The 16,375-nt window shown below is 60.3% G+C and carries 11 protein-coding genes; 7 read left to right on the plus strand and 4 right to left on the minus strand.

Features of this window, described 5'->3' with window-relative positions; all coding sequences use genetic code 11:
* The 4 genes from OXG98_02445 to OXG98_02460 form a co-directional block, all read left to right on the plus strand.
* Positions 1–210 (plus strand): hypothetical protein (locus OXG98_02445; protein ID MCY3770868.1); only part of this gene is annotated, 210 nt, incomplete at its 5' end.
* Positions 211–336: 126 nt separating this feature from the next.
* Entirely contained in the window at positions 337–1,344 is a 1,008-nt protein-coding gene (locus OXG98_02450; protein ID MCY3770869.1) for a hypothetical protein, read from the plus strand.
* A gap of 1,204 nt (positions 1,345–2,548) precedes the next feature.
* Positions 2,549–5,260, plus strand: a complete 2,712-nt coding sequence (locus OXG98_02455; GenBank protein MCY3770870.1) for a PHP domain-containing protein — start codon at positions 2,549–2,551, stop codon at positions 5,258–5,260.
* 21 nt (positions 5,261–5,281) lie between these two features.
* Positions 5,282–6,625: a putative DNA binding domain-containing protein gene (locus OXG98_02460; GenBank protein ID MCY3770871.1), complete on the plus strand. Its 1,344-nt coding sequence runs from the start codon at positions 5,282–5,284 to the stop codon at positions 6,623–6,625.
* A 166-nt stretch (positions 6,626–6,791) separates the two neighbouring features.
* Here OXG98_02460 and tkt read toward each other — a convergent pair whose 3' ends face one another.
* Together tkt and OXG98_02470 are read right to left on the minus strand one after the other, a co-directional pair.
* Positions 6,792–8,804, minus strand: a complete 2,013-nt coding sequence (gene tkt / locus OXG98_02465) for a transketolase (protein ID MCY3770872.1) — start codon at positions 8,802–8,804, stop codon at positions 6,792–6,794.
* An 82-nt stretch (positions 8,805–8,886) separates the two neighbouring features.
* On the minus strand, positions 8,887–10,362 hold the full coding sequence (locus tag OXG98_02470; GenBank protein ID MCY3770873.1) for a gluconokinase: 1,476 nt from the start codon (positions 10,360–10,362) through the stop codon (positions 8,887–8,889).
* A gap of 252 nt (positions 10,363–10,614) precedes the next feature.
* Here OXG98_02470 and OXG98_02475 point away from each other — a divergent pair, with 252 nt between their 5' ends.
* From OXG98_02475 to OXG98_02485, 3 genes are all read left to right on the plus strand, one after another.
* Entirely contained in the window at positions 10,615–11,640 is a 1,026-nt protein-coding gene (locus OXG98_02475; GenBank protein ID MCY3770874.1) for a fructose-bisphosphate aldolase class I, read from the plus strand.
* Between the two features lie 117 nt (positions 11,641–11,757).
* Positions 11,758–12,858 carry an aminotransferase class I/II-fold pyridoxal phosphate-dependent enzyme gene (locus OXG98_02480; GenBank protein MCY3770875.1) on the plus strand — a complete coding sequence of 367 codons (1,101 nt, stop codon included), beginning with the start codon at positions 11,758–11,760 and terminating at the stop codon, positions 12,856–12,858.
* A gap of 104 nt (positions 12,859–12,962) precedes the next feature.
* Complete coding sequence (locus OXG98_02485; GenBank protein ID MCY3770876.1) at positions 12,963–13,700, plus strand: phytanoyl-CoA dioxygenase family protein; 738 nt, start codon at positions 12,963–12,965, stop codon at positions 13,698–13,700.
* On the opposite strand, the gene OXG98_02490 is transcribed toward OXG98_02485, so the two are convergent.
* Together OXG98_02490 and OXG98_02495 are read right to left on the minus strand one after the other, a co-directional pair.
* Positions 13,697–14,764: a D-cysteine desulfhydrase family protein gene (locus OXG98_02490; protein ID MCY3770877.1), complete on the minus strand. Its 1,068-nt coding sequence runs from the start codon at positions 14,762–14,764 to the stop codon at positions 13,697–13,699. The genes OXG98_02485 and OXG98_02490 overlap by 4 nt on opposite strands.
* 111 nt (positions 14,765–14,875) lie before the next feature.
* A complete protein-coding gene (locus OXG98_02495; GenBank protein ID MCY3770878.1) occupies positions 14,876–16,315 on the minus strand; it encodes a glycoside hydrolase family 32 protein in 1,440 nt (479 codons plus the stop codon).
* Positions 16,316–16,375 lie beyond the last annotated feature (60 nt).

Raw genomic sequence — 16,375 nt, forward strand, 5'->3', positions numbered from 1 at the left:
GAACTCCAGGAACTCATGGTCGAACTGGCACTGGTTGACCGCGAGTTGGAGGAGACATACGCCCTGCACGACCTGCGCCTGGCGCGGCTGGTTACTCATGTTGATCAGGATGACGCAACGTCGATTGAACGATTCAGAAACCTGGGATTCCGCATTGAAAAGAACATGCATCCGCTATATGGAGGTTACGTGGCTATCCTGGACACGTAGGATTCCGCATGCTCTCCTATGTTTGTTCAACTTTCGGTCTACCGATCACCTTCGGCTTCAGTTGCCCGTCTGATCGGATCCGCTGATTATCTGCAGGCGATCGTAAACCCTTCGTTCACATCCACCATGAAAATCAAAACCATCGAAATCGACCAGGCGTCCGTCCTGACGGATTTCTACAATGAGCAATTCGCGGACATGCCGTACTGCTATCCGGTAACGCCGGATGAATTCGAAACCGGCGTCCTGTGGCATGAGGAACAGGACGGCGAGCCGTACGAGGACCTGTCGGACGAGTCGTTCCTGGTGGTGGAAGACGACGACGGCGCCATTGCGGGTTTCGCCCACGTGGCCATCTGCCGCAGGGGCGAGGAGGATTACCGCATCGGCCTCCATCCGGTCGAAGAGTTGTTGAAGGACTGCATCGGCCTCATCCGGTTCTTTCACTACCGGGCCGGTGCGAGACCGGCGGGCCAGGCGCTCCTGGAAGCGGCGGAAGCACACTTGCGTAGCTTCGGCATAGACCAGATTCGCGCTTTCAGTTACTTCGGATACCGCTTCTACCGCTTCTGTCACGCTTTCCAATCAGACAGGATGGGCCACGTGGGCGCCCTGCTCAGCATGAACGACTACCGCATAACCCGGGGGATTATCCTCCTCGAACTTCCCGATTTCACCGTACCCGATCCGGTCTTGCCGGACGCTGAAGTTACGACGCGCTTCGACGTCAAGCCCGGACGGGGGAGGCTGCCCAACATGGAGTTCCAGCTCTTCCGCGGAGATCAGTGCATTGGACACGGATTCGCGCAGTCGCTGGGAGACTTCTGCCGGTCGCCCCTGGCCCAGGAAACCTTCTACATTCCCTGGTTCTCCATCGAAGGCAGTCCGGTGGGAGGACGTGTCAGCGAGGGGGACCAGGGGAAGGGGTTCGGACGGTACATGATGGAGGTCCTGCTGCGGGAGATGCGCTGGCTCGGATACCGCCACGCCACCACCCAGGCGAACACGGGCAGCCCCCGGCCCATTCTCCTGTACACGAACATGGGGTACCGCGTCGTAGACACCAACTACCAGTATTTCAAGGACCTTGAGAGGGAGATCCCGCTGGAGGTGTTTAAAGAGGTCGGGTTTTAGCGGTAGTGCCGAAGCGAATGAGTTCACATGCCAACGAGTATCTCCTCCTCGTGAATCATGGAGAGCGTTGTATCATTGCCTTTACGAGTCGTACAACTCTCAGTTGATTACACTACCTATTTAGGATGTATTCCCTTATATAAATAAAGGAAATACATCAAGATAACTTGGTCGGATGGAAATATCCGAATAACAACAACCGAACATGAAGTTGGAAAACCACCAGGCCAACACTACTGTACAGCGCGTTGTACATGATAAAATCGTGACAGTAGCACGGGGGCAATGGCATGATTCCGATACACTCGAGTAAACCTGTAAGGCGCTCATGGTCACGGTAGCTTATAAGCTTCTGTCTCGCGACGCTGAGTCGCGCCTTGTAATTACCGAGACGAGCCGACCGTGGAGTTCGATGGCGATAGCGCGCTGTTCCAACTGGTATACGAAGCACAGTGAATCTGTCTGGCACATGTCTTGATCCCGTGCTTGCCGTGCACAACTAGATAGTCGAGTCATTGCCGCATCAGACTACTGCCGTATACGTATCATTACTGCTCATTCAGCCCCTTCGCTTCCTGCTGCCCAACGATCTCGGCGCCGGAAAGAACATGATGACGGGGCTCCTCATCAAAGGAGTCGATCACCCGAGGCGATCTTCAGCGCTGCCTAGTCGTCTGCCTAAGTAGTTTTGCGGAGCAGTGGTAGGACGAACTGAACCGAAGATTCCAACTGCCGTGCGAGAATTAGAAGTTACAGAAACTCCCCAAGGCGAAAACACCCAATATCGCGGGTATGGCACAAGCCGGTATCTTAGAAGCGAAGTCTGGCCATATTCGCCTGCGCCAACCAGAGGAACTGCCGGAGGACTGGAATTCTAACCTCGACACTCGGCTGACCGCCTGGAAGATGGTCCATTACTTAGTGCGTGTGTTGGAGTCAAGCAGCAAGAGTGCCGCGGCCGAGTTAACCGTCGTACTTGGTGTCAGAACCGAACTCGCATGCGAGTTGTGTTGTCGATTTTACACACCGTGTGAACTCAAGAAATAGCCAGCCAAGGCACAGTCTTACAACGACTTGGTGCAGAGCTGGCTGGAGATCAACTACTTGTTGCGAGAGGAACAGAAGTTCGACGCGGAACAAACTACCCTATTCGTCGGTGAGGCAAATTGAAAACTGGCCGCTTACGGTCCACAGGAGTAACGAAATGGAGATTACGAACAACAGTCCTGCGCATTTCCAAACCAATGCGGTCGGTGCAGTGTTCCACCGTTGTGCGCTTCAAGTCAACCCGCACCACTACAGTGAGACCTATCGGGGACAGGCAGAACCTGGTGATGCTGCCACGCATGCAGAGGACATTGTTAAGAAAGCTCTGGCGCAACGAGTCTCAGTACTGGCGATAACAGATCACAACGATGTGGGCAGTGTGCCGGCGTTTCGGGCAGCGGCAGCAGAGCGTGGTGTGTATATCTTTCCCGGCTTCGAGTTGTCGTCGAAAGAGGGTGTGCATGTCCTCTGTATCTATCCCCCGGACTCCCATCAGGATCAGCTCGGACGTTACCTTGGCGAGTTCGGCATCACCAATACGAAGCGGTCGTCGGATCTCTCGTCGATGAACTTTGTGGACATCCTTACGAAAGTGCGAGAACAGGGCGGAGTGACCATCGCCGCACATGTGACCAGTGACCAAGGAGGAATGCTTAAGGTCCTGAGTGGGCAGGCCCGGATTCACGCGTGGAGAAACGAACATCTCCTTGCGATCCAGATTCCGGGTTCGGTGGACGATCTACCGCAGGACCTGCGCCAGATCGTCGTAAACAAGAACCCGGACTACCGTCGAAACGATGCTGCCGAGGAGAAACTTGCCGTCGCGGCAATCAACGCCAAGGACATCGTCAGACCGGAAGATCTTGAAGACCACTCCGCAACATGCTGGATTAAAATGTCGGAAGTGAGCATCGAGGGTTTGCGGCAAGCCTTCCTCGACCCGGGCTCACGCATTCGGATCAATCCTAAGGAGGGGAAACTGGAACCTGAGGAACACGCCGAATTGCTTTCTCTGGCCTGGGAAGGAGGATTCCTGGACGGTGCGAATTTGGGCTTCAACCCTAATCTGAATGTACTCGTAGGCGGACGCGGCACAGGTAAATCCACGATAGTCGAGAGCATCCGAGCTGTCCTCGGGCTGGATGCCGTCGGCGATGAAGCGAACAAAGCCCACGAAGGAATCGTCCGATACGTGTTGCGAAACGGGACAAAGATTACACTGCGGGTCCGCACCTACAGACCGGCGGTTCGAGACTACTGTATCGAACGAACAATTCCCAACCCTCCTCTCGTCAAGGACGATAAGGGCGAGGTGTCCAACTTGTCACCAGCGGATATCTTGCCACGCATTGAGGTTTTTGGACAGCACGAGATATCAGAGTTGGCTAAAAGCCGTGAAAAACTCACACGTCTACTCGACCGGTTCATGGAACACGACGACGCTACACCTCGTCGCAGTGCCGACGTACGGCGCGAACTAGAAAAAAACAGGCGGAGTATCATTGAGACGCAGGCTGAACTGAAACAAATCGAGGAGCGCCTAGCAGCGCTACCGGGACTTGAAGAGACGCTTGTACAGTTTAAGGAAGCCGGACTAGAGGATCGCCTGAAGGAACAGAGTCTACTAGTGCGCGAAGAACAGATTTTTGTGTCTATACCAGATCGTCTTGCAACTTATCACGAATGCCTGGAGAATCTGAAGCGCGAACTCCCCGTCGACCGAACTTTCCTCTCTACCAAAGCGCTCGAGGATCTACCGACGAGAGAGATTCTGGTTCGTTTGAATGGCGTGTTCGAACATCTCGATGCGGAAATCGCAGCCGTAGTCCAATCGCTGGAATCTGCTTTGCAACGCGCCGAGCGAGGTGTGAATGACGTACGCTCCGAGTGGAATTCTCGCAAGCAGGAGGTGCAAGCAGCTTACGAAAAGATCCTACGCGAACTGCAGAAGTCGCATGTCGATGGTGAGGAGTTTATCCGCTTACGTCGTCAGATAGAAGGTTTGCGCCCATTGCGCGAAAGCCAGACATCACTTCGGCGCATGGAGAAAGAGCAGTCCGACCGACGGCGGAAACTGCTCGCCGAGTGGGAGGACTTGAAGGGCAAGGCGTTTCGTCAATTAGATCGCGCGGCAAAGAAGGTCAACCGGCAGTTGGAGGGTCGCGTACTGGTCGAAGTGACGGCTGCAGGCGATCGAGAGCCTTTGTTCGAAATCTTGCGTGACGACATCGGTGGCCGACTTTCCGAGGCAATAAATGCCTTGGACGAATTGCACGACCTGTCGCTCACACAGTTCGTGAACGTCTGCCGAGAAGGAGTGGAGGCCGTAGAGGATACATACGACAACATCCCGCATGCGCAAGCCGAACGTCTGGCACAGGCGGACGTAGGGTTATTGATGCGCATCGAAGAACTGGATTTGCCAACAACCACGGTGATCCGACTTAATACTGCACAACAGGGTGAGGCACCATCATGGCAGACACTTGAGGAACTTTCCACTGGCCAGAAGGCGACAGCGGTACTTTTGTTACTGTTGCTCGAATCCGACACACCTTTGGTCGTCGATCAGCCGGAAGATGACCTCGATAATCGCTTTATCACCGAGGGGGTCGTACCGCGCATGCGCGCGGAGAAACAACAGCGTCAGTTCGTTTTCTCCACGCACAATGCCAACATTCCAGTGTTGGGCGATGCCGAACTTATTGTTGGACTCACAGCCTCAGGTGAAGCCGAAGGAGGTCACGCACGAATAGCGCCGGAACATGTCGGTTCCATTGACCATCGGAAGGTGTGCGAACTAATTGAGAAAATACTGGAAGGTGGTAAGGACGCTTTCGAGCGGCGGCGTCGGAAATACGGATTCTGAACAGATGCGAGAGGGTACGAAATGAATCTAACCGAACTGGCCGAGTTGATTCACAACGATGAGAATTCCGGTGTTGAATTCAAGCGTGACGACATTACACCACAGAAATTGGCCAAGGAGATGGCCGCGCTACTCAACTTTGAGGGCGGTCATATCTTGCTGGGGGTAGAGAAGGACAAAAGCGTGTCGGGTTTGACTAGAGAGCGTGATAAAGCCGAGGAGTGGGTAATGGAGGTAGCACGTGTGCATCTTCGCCCTGCGGCTATTCCGTTTTGGGAAACACTCGACTGGGGAGACGGAAAAACCGTGGGTATTGTGTCCCTTCCAGTTGACGCACCCGACAAGCCATATAAGTACAGACGAGGCTCGGCGTGGGTCACCCAGATACGTGTTGGTACAAATTCGCGTGTTGCGACCGATGAAGAAGAGGCACGCCTGTACATGCAGTCGGGACGTCTGCAGTACGATCGAAAACCGATCCCCGGGGCCAGCCTAGATGATTTCGACATGCGTCGGTTGCTGAACTACTTTCGGGATGTACGCCGTCAATCTTTTCCCCAAGCGGATGACTACGAAGGCTGGACTCGTCCGCTCGTTAATACCGAATTCATGTACGAACACAACGGACGACCGATACCCAGTGCGGGCGGACTACTGCTGTTCGGTGTACGACCCAAGAAATACCTACCTCAGGCCGGGATCAGCGCTGTTGCCTATTCGGGTATCGAAAAAGACTACGATGCCAAGGAGCGAGCAACGCTGACAGGTGCGGTAGTTTCTCTTTTTCCCGCCACGCATGCCGAAACAGTGCCGGACTATTCGGACTTACCAACAACATTCACTGAGGCTGGTAATGTCGTAGAGGTAGGTGTTATTGATCAGGCGATGGACTTTGTCCGCCGCAATACCACGATCGAATCCTCAATCCACAGCGGAGGACAACGCTTAGAGCGCTGGGACTATCCAATCGAAGCCATCCGAGAGGCTATCGTTAATGCCATCGCTCATCGAGACTACACCATCGGCGTGATGGACATCGAACTATCGATTTACTCGGACCGATTGGAGGTTATTTCTCCTGGACGTTTGCCAAACACGGTCACCGTTGATAAGATGCGTGCAGGTTATCGAGCTTCGCGAAACGAGCTTATCAAAGAGGTTCTGCGCGACTACCGGTACGTAGAGGCCACAGGTTTAGGCGTACCACGCAAGATAATTGCTGGGATGCGGGCACACAACAACACCGAGCCGGATCTTATCGAGGAAGATAGCCGGTTTATCGTGCGCTTGTGGAAACATCGCCACGAAGCCATTGTGGCCGATCATTTTGAAGGAGAGACCTATAGTGGCCATCACCAATCATAAACGGGTCGGCAAAGCTCTGTACTTGAACTTAAACAATTACGATGTGTTTTCAATGTCAAACCATTCCTAATAAAGACGAGGTAAAGGGATTTAAACATTCCCAAGATGGGGTTTGTACACATTCATAGTAAAGCAACACGTGGCGGTGAAGATCAGCGCCTTCCGTTCACCTACCAGATGTGACCAGCTTCTTCGCCCTGTCGACGATATTTGCCGCGGTGAAGCCCAGGTTCTCGAACGCGACGTCACCGGGTGCCGAGGCACCGAAGCGTTCCAGGCCGATGACGTCGCCTCGCGGACCCACGTACCGCTCCCAGCCCAGTGTGACGCCGGGTTCCACGGCTAGGCGCGTGGAGACCGACGCCGGGAGCACGGACTCCCGGTATTCCTCGGTCTGCGCTTCGAACAACTCCCAACTCGGCATGCTCACGACACGCGCCGCCAGGCCTTCGTCGGCCAGCGCGTCCCGGGCTTCGAGGGCCAGACAGACCTCGGACCCGGAGGCGATGAGGATCACGTCCGGCCGTCCGTCGGGATCGGCCAGCACGTAGGCGCCCCGGTGCAGGCCGTCGGCGGGCGCGAGTCCCGCCCGGTCCAGCACGGGGAGTTTCTGGCGGGTCAACAGCAGTGCGACCGGGCCGTCCTTTCCGCGCAGCGTGGCCACCCACGCCTCCGCCGTCTCGGCGGCGTCGGCCGGCCGGATGAGGGTCAGATTGGGGATCGCCCGCAACGCCATGTAATGCTCGATGGGCTGGTGGGTCGGACCGTCCTCACCCAGTCCCACGCTGTCGTGGGTGAAGACGTAGACCGGCGCGATGCCCATCAGGGCCGCGAGACGGATGGCGGGACGCATGTAGTCCGAGAAAACGAGGAAGGTGCCGGAGTAGGGACGCAGCCCGCCGTGGAGCGCCATCCCGTTCAGAGCGGCGGCCATGGCGTGTTCACGCACGCCGAAGTGCAGGTTGCGGCCTTCGTAATTGCCTGCGGCATAGTTCGTTTCGGCCTCCACCATGGTGTTGTTGGACCCGGCCAGGTCCGCCGACCCGCCCAGCAAGCCGGGGACGCGTTGGGACAGGGCGTTGATGGTCACACCCGAGGCCTGCCGCGTAGCCATGGGGGCCTGGTCGGAGGAGAAGGACGGCAGGTTCTCGTCCCAGCCGGCCGGCAGTTCGCCGTCCATGGCCTGTTGCCAGGACTCCGCCAGGTCCGGGAAGGCGGCCGCGTAGGCATCAAAGGCCTGGCGCCACGCCAGTTCCCATCCCTTGCCGTACAGGACCATCTGCTGGAAATAGGCACGTACGTCGTCGGGTACCAGAAACTTCGGCTCCAGAGGCCAGCCGAGGTTCTGCTTGGTCAGTTCCACCTCTTCCTCACCCAGGGGTTCGCCGTGAGCTTTCGACGTACCCGCCTTGTTGGGACTGCCGTATCCGATGACCGTGCGGCACAGGATGATCGAGGGCCGGTCCGTCTCCTGCCGCGCCAGCTCCAGCGCCGCTTCGACCCGGGCGAGGTCGTTGCCGTCCATTACCCGCTGTACGTGCCATCCGTAGGCGTCGAACCGCAGGCCCGTGTTTTCGGAGAAAGCCAAGTGCATATCGCTATCTATCGTGACTTGGTTGTCCAAATAGAGGACGATCAGCCGGCCGAGTCCAAGGTGACCGGCCAGAGAGCAGGCCTCGGAGGCGACGCCCTCCATCATGTCGCCGTCGCTGGCGATCACGTAGGTGTGGTGGTTGACGATCTCGTGGCCGGCGCGGTTGTACCGGGCCGCCAGGTGGGCCTCGGCCATGGCCATGCCCACCGCCGTGGCGATGCCCTGGCCCAGGGGCCCCGTGGTCGTCTCCACGCCGGGCGTATCGCCGTACTCCGGGTGGCCGGGCGTCTGGCTCTCCCACTGCCGGAAGTTCCTGATCTCTTCGAGGGGCAGGTCGTACCCCGTGAGGTGGAGCATGGCGTAGAGGAGCATGGACCCGTGTCCGCCGGAAAGCACGAAGCGGTCCCGGTTCGCCCAGTCCGGATTCGTCGGGTTGTACCGCATGAGGCGCGTCCACAGCACGTAGGCGATGGGCGCCGCTTCCATGGGCAGTCCGGGATGGCCGCTGTTGGCCTGCTGCACGGCATCGACGGCCAGCATGCGTATGGTGTTGATACAGCGTTGCTCGAGATCGTTCACTGACACGGTCTGAGTCCTTTTCGGTTCGTTGTTCCGCCAGTACTGTGGTGGCCGGTCCAAATGCCCGTTAAAGATACAACCCGCCTCCTCAACTGTCCATCATCATATCGTACAGGTCCTGTTGCCGGTGCATGGCTTCGCGATAGCGGTCCCGGTTCGCCGGATCCGGCTCGTAGGTCTTCCCCATCGGAGCGTCTGCGGCGGACAGGTCTTCCAGCGCACCCGAAGCCTCCAGCGCCAGCAGCGCGGCGCCTCGGCTCGAGGCCTCGGTCACGGCCGAGGCGGTGATGGGGCGCTCCAGTACGTCGGCCAGCATCTGCATCCAGACGGGCGACTGGAGGAGGCCGGCGCCCGATGCGACGATCTCGCCGGAATCCCCGGTGATTGCCCGAAGCCGGCCGTAGATGTCCGCGAAACAATAGGCGGTGGCCTCCAGGCCGGCGCGCATGACGTCCAGGGGCGTGGTATGCAGCGTCATGCCGGTAATGGACGCCCTTGCGGAGTCGTGCCAGCCCGGGCTGCGCTCGCCCGCCCAGAAGGGCAGCACCGTGAGGCCGTGGCCGGCCGGCGCCATCCGGGAGAGGGCTTTCTCGACGCCTTGTTCGTCGCCGAGCCTCAGCGTGTCGCGCATCCAGCCGTAGACGTTCCCGCCGTTGCTCAGGGCGCCGCCCATCAGGATCCTCCGGCGGTCCGACCGGTAGCACCACAGGCCTTCGGGGATCGTGAACGCATCGGCGCGCTTCATGACCCGCATGGCGCCGGAAGTGCCCACCATCAGGGCGATGCGGTCCTCGTCCACGCAGCCGCTTCCGATGTTGTTGCAGGCCCCGTCGCCGATGGCGGGATACCAGGCCGCGCCGGCCAGGACCGGCCAGCGGGCCACGTATTCTTCCTTCGGACCCCGGACCGGTTCATCCACGTCACTGACGGCGGTAAGTTGCGTCCGTTCCACCGGAAGGGTCGCGAGCGTCTCTTCGTCCCAGTCGCACCGGTGCGCGTTGAACAGTCCGGTGCCGGATGCCATGGAGATGCTGCAGGCCGGCGCGCCGAACCACTTCAGGAAGAGATACTCCCCGATGGACATCCACCGTTCCACACGGGCGAAGCGATCGGGATCGTTCCGGGCGAACCAGCAGATCTTGGCAGGCAGATAGGACGCGTGTAGCACACATCCGGTGCGTTTGTGGGTCGAGGCCGCGTCGAGACGCCTGCCCAGTTCGGCGATGACCGTCCCCGGCCGTGTATCCGCCCAGCTGATGAGCGGGGTCACGGCACGGTCTCTCTCCACGCCGATCACGTTGTGCCAGAAGGTGGTCATGGCCACGCCGTCAATGCCGGGATGGCCGCCCGCGGCGCAGAACGCGTCTAGGACCGACTCCACCTCAGCCGCCAGGCGGTTCGCGTCGATATAGACCCCGCCATCAGGTGTTGTCTCCATGTCGTAGGCTTTTTGAAAGGCGGGGGAGGCGATCCGGGCGGCCCGGTCGAACAGGATCGCCCGTACGGACGACGTGCCGATGTCGATGGCCAGTACGCAGGGAGGCTCAATCGTGTCGCGGGGCATGGAAGATGCCTGGCGGTCGGGTCAATGAGAAAACCGCGTCCTGGTGCTGTCAGGATACATCCAAGAACAACGGGCGCGGATAAAGGCGTCGGGAACGGCTGCAGGCGGTATTATATCGAAGGGCTGTGAGTGTTTCAAGCCAAAAGCGCTGGCCAAGGAAAGGATTGACAGACGGTCTCCGGAAGTCTTTTTTACAAGCGTTCAACGCGTCACTTCTAAAAAGGGAATACTAGCCAGGAGAAGCAGCAGCAGATGTCTTCCAGCCTGAAAGAAGTCGCCCGGGCCATGGTCGCCCCGGACAAGGGGATCCTGGCCGCGGACGAAAGCAGTGGTACGATTCAGGACAGGTTCGCTGGCATTGGGCTGCCGTCGACGAAGGAGAACCGCCGCGCGTACCGGCACATGCTGTTCACCACCGAAGGCATGGAGGAATTCATCAGCGGCGTCATCCTCTACGAAGAGACCCTCCGCCAGAAGGCCCTCGACGAAGCCGAAACGCCGTTCCCGGAACTGCTGTCCGGCAAAGGCGTAATTCCCGGAATCAAGGTGGATACCGGCATCCATGATCTGGCGGGGTTTCCCGGAGAAAAGATTACCGAGGGACTGGACGGCCTGCGCGGGCGCCTGAAAAGATACGGGAAACTGGGTGCCGCCTTTGCCAAGTGGCGGGCGGTCATTACCGTGGGGCAGGGCATTCCCACGGATGTCTGTATCGACGCCAACGCCCACGCCTTGGCCCGGTACGCCGCCCTGTGCCAGGAATGCGACATCGTACCGATCGTGGAGCCCGAAGTGCTGATGGACGGCGACCACTCCATCTACCGGTGCGATGAGGTTACCGGCGTCGCCCTTCGGCGCGTTTTCGAGGCGCTGGCCGAGCACGGGGTCATGCTGGAAGGGATCGTACTGAAGCCCAGCATGGTCATCTCGGGCTCGGAATGCCCCGAACAGGTTTCTGTCGAAGAAGTGGCGCGTCGCACGGTGAACAATTTCCTGCGCAACGTGCCGCGCGAAGTGCCCGGTGTCGCCTTTCTCTCGGGCGGGCAGTCCTCGGAGATCGCCACGGCGCACCTGAATGCCATGAACGCGCTGTTCAGCGAACTCCCGTGGGAACTCAGCTTCTCCTACGGACGCGCCCTGCAGGCCGCTCCGCTACAGGCCTGGGGTGGCGATCCGGCCAATTTCGAGTCAGGACAGCAGGCCTTTTACCACCGTGCCATGTGCAACAGCGCCGCCCGGACCGGCCAGTACAGCAGCGACATGGAAACCGCGGCATAGTTAGCGGCGACATGGAAACCGCGGCATAGTTAGCGGCGGCGGTGCCTGTTTCGGTGCAGGTACGCGTCACGATACCCGTTTCCCGACAGCGCTGCCCTCCGGGGACCTCGGCCGGACATGATGTCCAGACCATCTTATTCCGACATCGTAGCAAACCTGCCTTCCGTGACCCCCTTCGTGGGTCCCGAGACCATCGAACGACAGCAGGGAAGAACGTTCCGGGTACGCATCGGCGCCAATGAAAGCGCCTTCGGCGTATCACCCCGTGCCGCGGCGGCCATGAGCGAGGCCGCGAGGGGCGTCGCCTGGTACTGCGACCCGGAAGGCTATGAGCTGCGGGCGGAACTGGCCGGGATGCACGGCGTGGACATCGAGAACGTGACGCTCGGCGCGGGGATCGACGACCTGCTGGGGCTGATTGTCCGCATGTACATGGATCCCGGCGACACGGTCGCCGCGTCCCTCGGTTGCTATCCCACCTTCGTCTATCACGTAGACGGTTTCGGCGGCAAACTGGAGACCGTGCCCTACCGTAATGACCGCAACGATCTGACGGCGCTGACGGACCTGGCCGCGAAACGGAAGGCCGTTATCGTCTACCTGTCCAATCCGGACAACCCCACGGGCTCCTATTACGGCAGCAACGCCATCGGGGATCTCCTGGACCGCGTGCCGCCGGACTGCCTCTTCATTCTCGACGAGGCCTACCTGGACTTCGTACCTCCGGACACCATTCTTCCCGTCGACGTGGACGATCCCCGGCTGGTCCGGGTGCGCACCTTCTCCAAGGCCCACGGGATGGCCGGCGCCCGGGTCGGATACGCCATCGCCCATGAGGACGTCATCCGGACCTTCGACAAGGTCCGCCTGCATTTCGGCGTGAGCCTGGTAGCCCAGGCCGGCGCGCTGGCCTCGCTCCGCGACCCGGAATTCGTCGCGGGTGTGGTGAAAGCCGTGGAGGAAGGTCGTCGGGACTACTACGAACTGACCGCGGAGGCTGGCGTATCGGCCCTGCCCTCCCAGACCAATTTCGTGGCCTTTGATTTCGATACGGGCGAGAGGGCCGGCGCCGTGATGAACACGCTGATCGAACGGGGCGTGTTCCTGAGAAAACCCGCCGCGCCGGGCCTGGACCGCCTCGTCCGGGTTACGGTGGGCACGCCGGAGGACCGGGCTACCTTCTCGGAGCTGTTCCGGGACGTCATGAACGGGATGTAAGCTGCGGGCCTGGGGGAGTCGCGGCCTTGGGGGCCGGGGGCTGGCATCGCAGTACGAGCAAAAGCAGGCAACCACGACGCACACCGGGAGAGGACGCTCCAACTGTGGTCGATCTCGGATTCTTCAAACAAAACGGCTACGTAAATCTCGGACAGCCTTTTTCCGCGGAAGAGCTTAGCCGCTTCATCGAACTGTACGACCGCGACCGATCGGAAACGAATTACTTCTGGCGGCCCATCGCCTTCGACGGGCATCAGAGCGTAAACTGCGAGCCGCTGATTTCCACGCCGGAATTCGACGGGCTGATCCGCCACCCGTCGCTTATCGCCGCCATCGAGACCATCCTCGAAGGACCCAGTTGCCTCGCGGAGGCCTGTCTGCGCCACATGGCGCCGCACGAGGGCGGCCCGGTGGAGGTCTGGCACCGGGACAGCAGGCATATGTCCGACCGGCCTTATCGGTGCGGCTACCTCCACATGATGCTATACCTGTCCGACGTAAGCGAAGACACCCACTGCTTTTCCATATCACCGGAACCCTGCGACGGGCTCATCCTTGAAATCGAGGAACAGGTCCAAGAGCGGGGCAAGGTTCACCTACACGGTCCGGCCGGCACGGTCATACTCTTCAACCTGTCCGTGGTCCACGCCGCCACCGTGCGAAAAACCCCGCACGAACGCAAGTCCGTTCAGGTCTATTACGGCCATCGGGACGGCCCCGTCCTTAGCCAGCACACTACCATCCCCACAGCTCTCTGGCGCGATCACCTCGATCCGGAAGTACGCGGTTTCTACAGCCTGCTGAACAATCGCTCGCGGTTGTTCGCCGAGGCGTTCGGCTAACGGTCCGGATCCGCCCTATTCCAGGGCACTACCGACAGCCATGGACCGAGCTCGTCCCCATAAGCGAAGATGGCCGGCAGACCACCGGTATGGATGAAAAGTACGCGGCCGCCCGCTGCGATCACCCCTGAACGCACATGGTCGATCAGGCCCGCCATCGTCTTGCCCGTGTACACCGGGTCGAGGAGCAATCCCTCCTGCCGGGCCGCCATGGCGATCGCCTCGCGCACCGCGTCGTTGAGCCGGCCATAGCCCGGCGCGAGCACCCCGTCGAATGCCTGGACGTCGTCCCCATCGAACACTTCCGGCCGCTCGATCATCGCCGCCAGTTCCGACGCGACCTGCCTCACCCGCGCCATCTGACTGCCGCCATCGCGCCGCACGCAGATGCCATACACCGGTACCTCCTTGCCCAAGGACCGGAGGCCCACCAGCAGCCCCGCGTGGGTCATCGCGCTGCCCGTGGGACTGACCACGGCGTCGAATTCCAGGTCGAGGTCTCGGGCCTGCGCCAGGATCTCTTCGGCGGCGAGCACGTAGCCGAGCGCGCCGAGCGGCGGATGGAAGGGAGCGAGATGGATCACGTAGGGCCGCCGGCCTTCGTCCGCGAGCGATTGGGCGAGAAGGTCCAGCGACGCGTCCGCCGCGGCCTCGTCCTCACCGACCGGGAAGGTATGCAGCTTCGCGCCGAAGAGCCGGTCGAGCAGCACGTTTCCGGATGCCCGGTAAAGCGCGTCCACGTCGGGCACCCGTTCTTCCAGCTGTACGTGGACTTCCATGCCAAGCTTGCGTCCGGCAGCGGCGGCCACGCGGACGTAGTTCGACTGCACCGCGCTGGTGATCAGCAGGGTGTCGGCGCCCTGGGATCGTGCTTCGCCGAGGGGAAACTCGATCTGGCGGACCTTGTTGCCGCCCATGGCCAAACCCGTGCAGTCGTCGCGCTTGATCCACAGCTCGATGCCTAGGGACGTACCCAGGCGCGGCGCGGACTCCAGCGGCGTAGGCGCGTGGCCGAGCCGGACTCGCGGGAACTTTTCGATGGCTTTGGATAGTGGAGTGGGCATGTTCGCGACTGCTCGATTCCCTTCGGTGGAAGCTCGACATTCGCGCGCCGATCGTTTGACTTCTATACGACAATCGGCTTTCTCGCGAAAAACACAGGAATTGCTTAGGATTTACCCGACATCCCAGGCAGACCGGAGTTCGTGTACGGTCAGCGAGACGATGCGCACGCCGCCGTTATCCGCTCGAAGCGCCAGGCTGTGGTTGGCCGCGGCCGGCAGGAAGCAGAAGGACATGGACAGCTCGCCGTGGTTGCCGAAGATCTCCAGGGAGGTGCGGTCGACCAGGAACTGGAGTTTCACCCGCCCGCTCATGGAACGCAGGTCCGCGCTTCTTCCGAAACAGGACAAACTCTGTGCGGCTGCGTCGTATGCGATGCCGTGGCCTCGCACTTCGACGGCGAACCCCTTCCCCTCGTCAACATCGATCTCCATTCGGACGTCGAAGAGGTCGCCCGTTTCCGCCAGGACGAGCCGGCTTTCCGCCTCGCGCTGGTTCGTCACCGCATAGCTGCTGATCTCCCCGGACTGGTACCGCCTGCGGAACTGTTCGGCCGCCATGCTTGCCAGGTCCCCGGCAGCCCAGTTGCGCGTCCCCGCGTGAAGCAGTTCGACTTCCCTGACGGGTTCCCTGCAGAGCCGGACGCCGTCCGGGAGCGTCCTCAGCGACAGTTCCACCGGGAAGGACATCTGCTGGTTGAAGGGCATGGCTGGGTACCTGCCATCCCGCATCCAGGAGATCTGGATCCGTCTGCCGTCCACCGCCGGGACGTCGCTCCACGTCTGCGCGGCGTAACCGTTGCCGCCCTGCTCCGCCTGGAGAACGTCCGGTTCCGGTGAGAAGGTCCGGCCATCGAAACTACCCAGCAGATAGCCGCCGCTCGCGCCCCAGAATACCCACCGCGTGTTTGAAGGATCGCCGTCCACCGGCAGTTCGAAGAAATCGGGGCACTCGGACACGCCGGGCAGGGTCAGGTCCTGCAGGTGCTTCCACGACTTCAGGTCCGGGGACGAGAACAGGGCATAGTCGTTTTCGTCCATGAACAGGGTCATGATCCACTGCCTGGTCGGGACGTGCCAGACCACCTTAGGATCCCGGTTTTCCGCCCTGATATGCCCGATGACCGGATTGCCCGCGTATTTCGTCCAGGAACGGCCCCGGTCATTGCTGAAAGCGATGCACTGGATACACCGTTTGCCGGGGAACATCCTTTCTCCGCCCGCCGTGTAAAACGCGATCAGCGGCGGCGTGTCTCCTTCCCGGAATCCTCCGGTATTCTCGTGATCCACCGCCGCGGACCCCGACCACATCCATCCCGTTTCGTCCACGTCCAGCGCGGCGGTATGGAGCTGCTTCCAGTGCACCAGGTCCGTGCTGACCGCGTGTCCCCAGGTCGTGCGGCCATGCACCATGCTTTCCGGGGTATGCTGGAAGTAGAGGTGGTACTCCCCGTCGTGATACACCAGTCCGTTGGGATCGTTGATCCAGTGCTTCTTCGCCGTGAAATGAAACTGGGGACGGAGGGTTTCGCGATAGAGGGTGTCGTTGGTCATCGCGGTGTTTCCAGGGTTTCGATGATCGAGCGGGCTGTGATCGACAAGGCTAATGCTGAC

It is taken from the genome of Gemmatimonadota bacterium, assembly GCA_026706345.1.
In the GTDB taxonomy this organism is placed as follows: domain Bacteria; phylum JAAXHH01; class JAAXHH01; order JAAXHH01; family JAAXHH01; genus JAAXHH01.

What these genes read in the sequence shown, in the direction of transcription:
- OXG98_02450 (MCY3770869.1), top strand. Translation starts at nt 337, where the DNA reads ATGAAAATCAAAACCATCGAAATCGACCAGGCGTCCGTCCTGACGGAT.
- OXG98_02480 (MCY3770875.1), top strand. Translation starts at nt 11,758, where the DNA reads ATGATGTCCAGACCATCTTATTCCGACATCGTAGCAAACCTGCCTTCC.
- OXG98_02455 (MCY3770870.1), top strand. Translation starts at nt 2,549, where the DNA reads ATGGAGATTACGAACAACAGTCCTGCGCATTTCCAAACCAATGCGGTC.
- OXG98_02475 (MCY3770874.1), top strand. Translation starts at nt 10,615, where the DNA reads ATGTCTTCCAGCCTGAAAGAAGTCGCCCGGGCCATGGTCGCCCCGGAC.
- OXG98_02460 (MCY3770871.1), top strand. Translation starts at nt 5,282, where the DNA reads ATGAATCTAACCGAACTGGCCGAGTTGATTCACAACGATGAGAATTCC.
- OXG98_02490 (MCY3770877.1), bottom strand. Translation starts at nt 14,764, where the DNA reads ATGCCCACTCCACTATCCAAAGCCATCGAAAAGTTCCCGCGAGTCCGG.
- OXG98_02470 (MCY3770873.1), bottom strand. Translation starts at nt 10,362, where the DNA reads ATGCCCCGCGACACGATTGAGCCTCCCTGCGTACTGGCCATCGACATC.
- OXG98_02495 (MCY3770878.1), bottom strand. Translation starts at nt 16,315, where the DNA reads ATGACCAACGACACCCTCTATCGCGAAACCCTCCGTCCCCAGTTTCAT.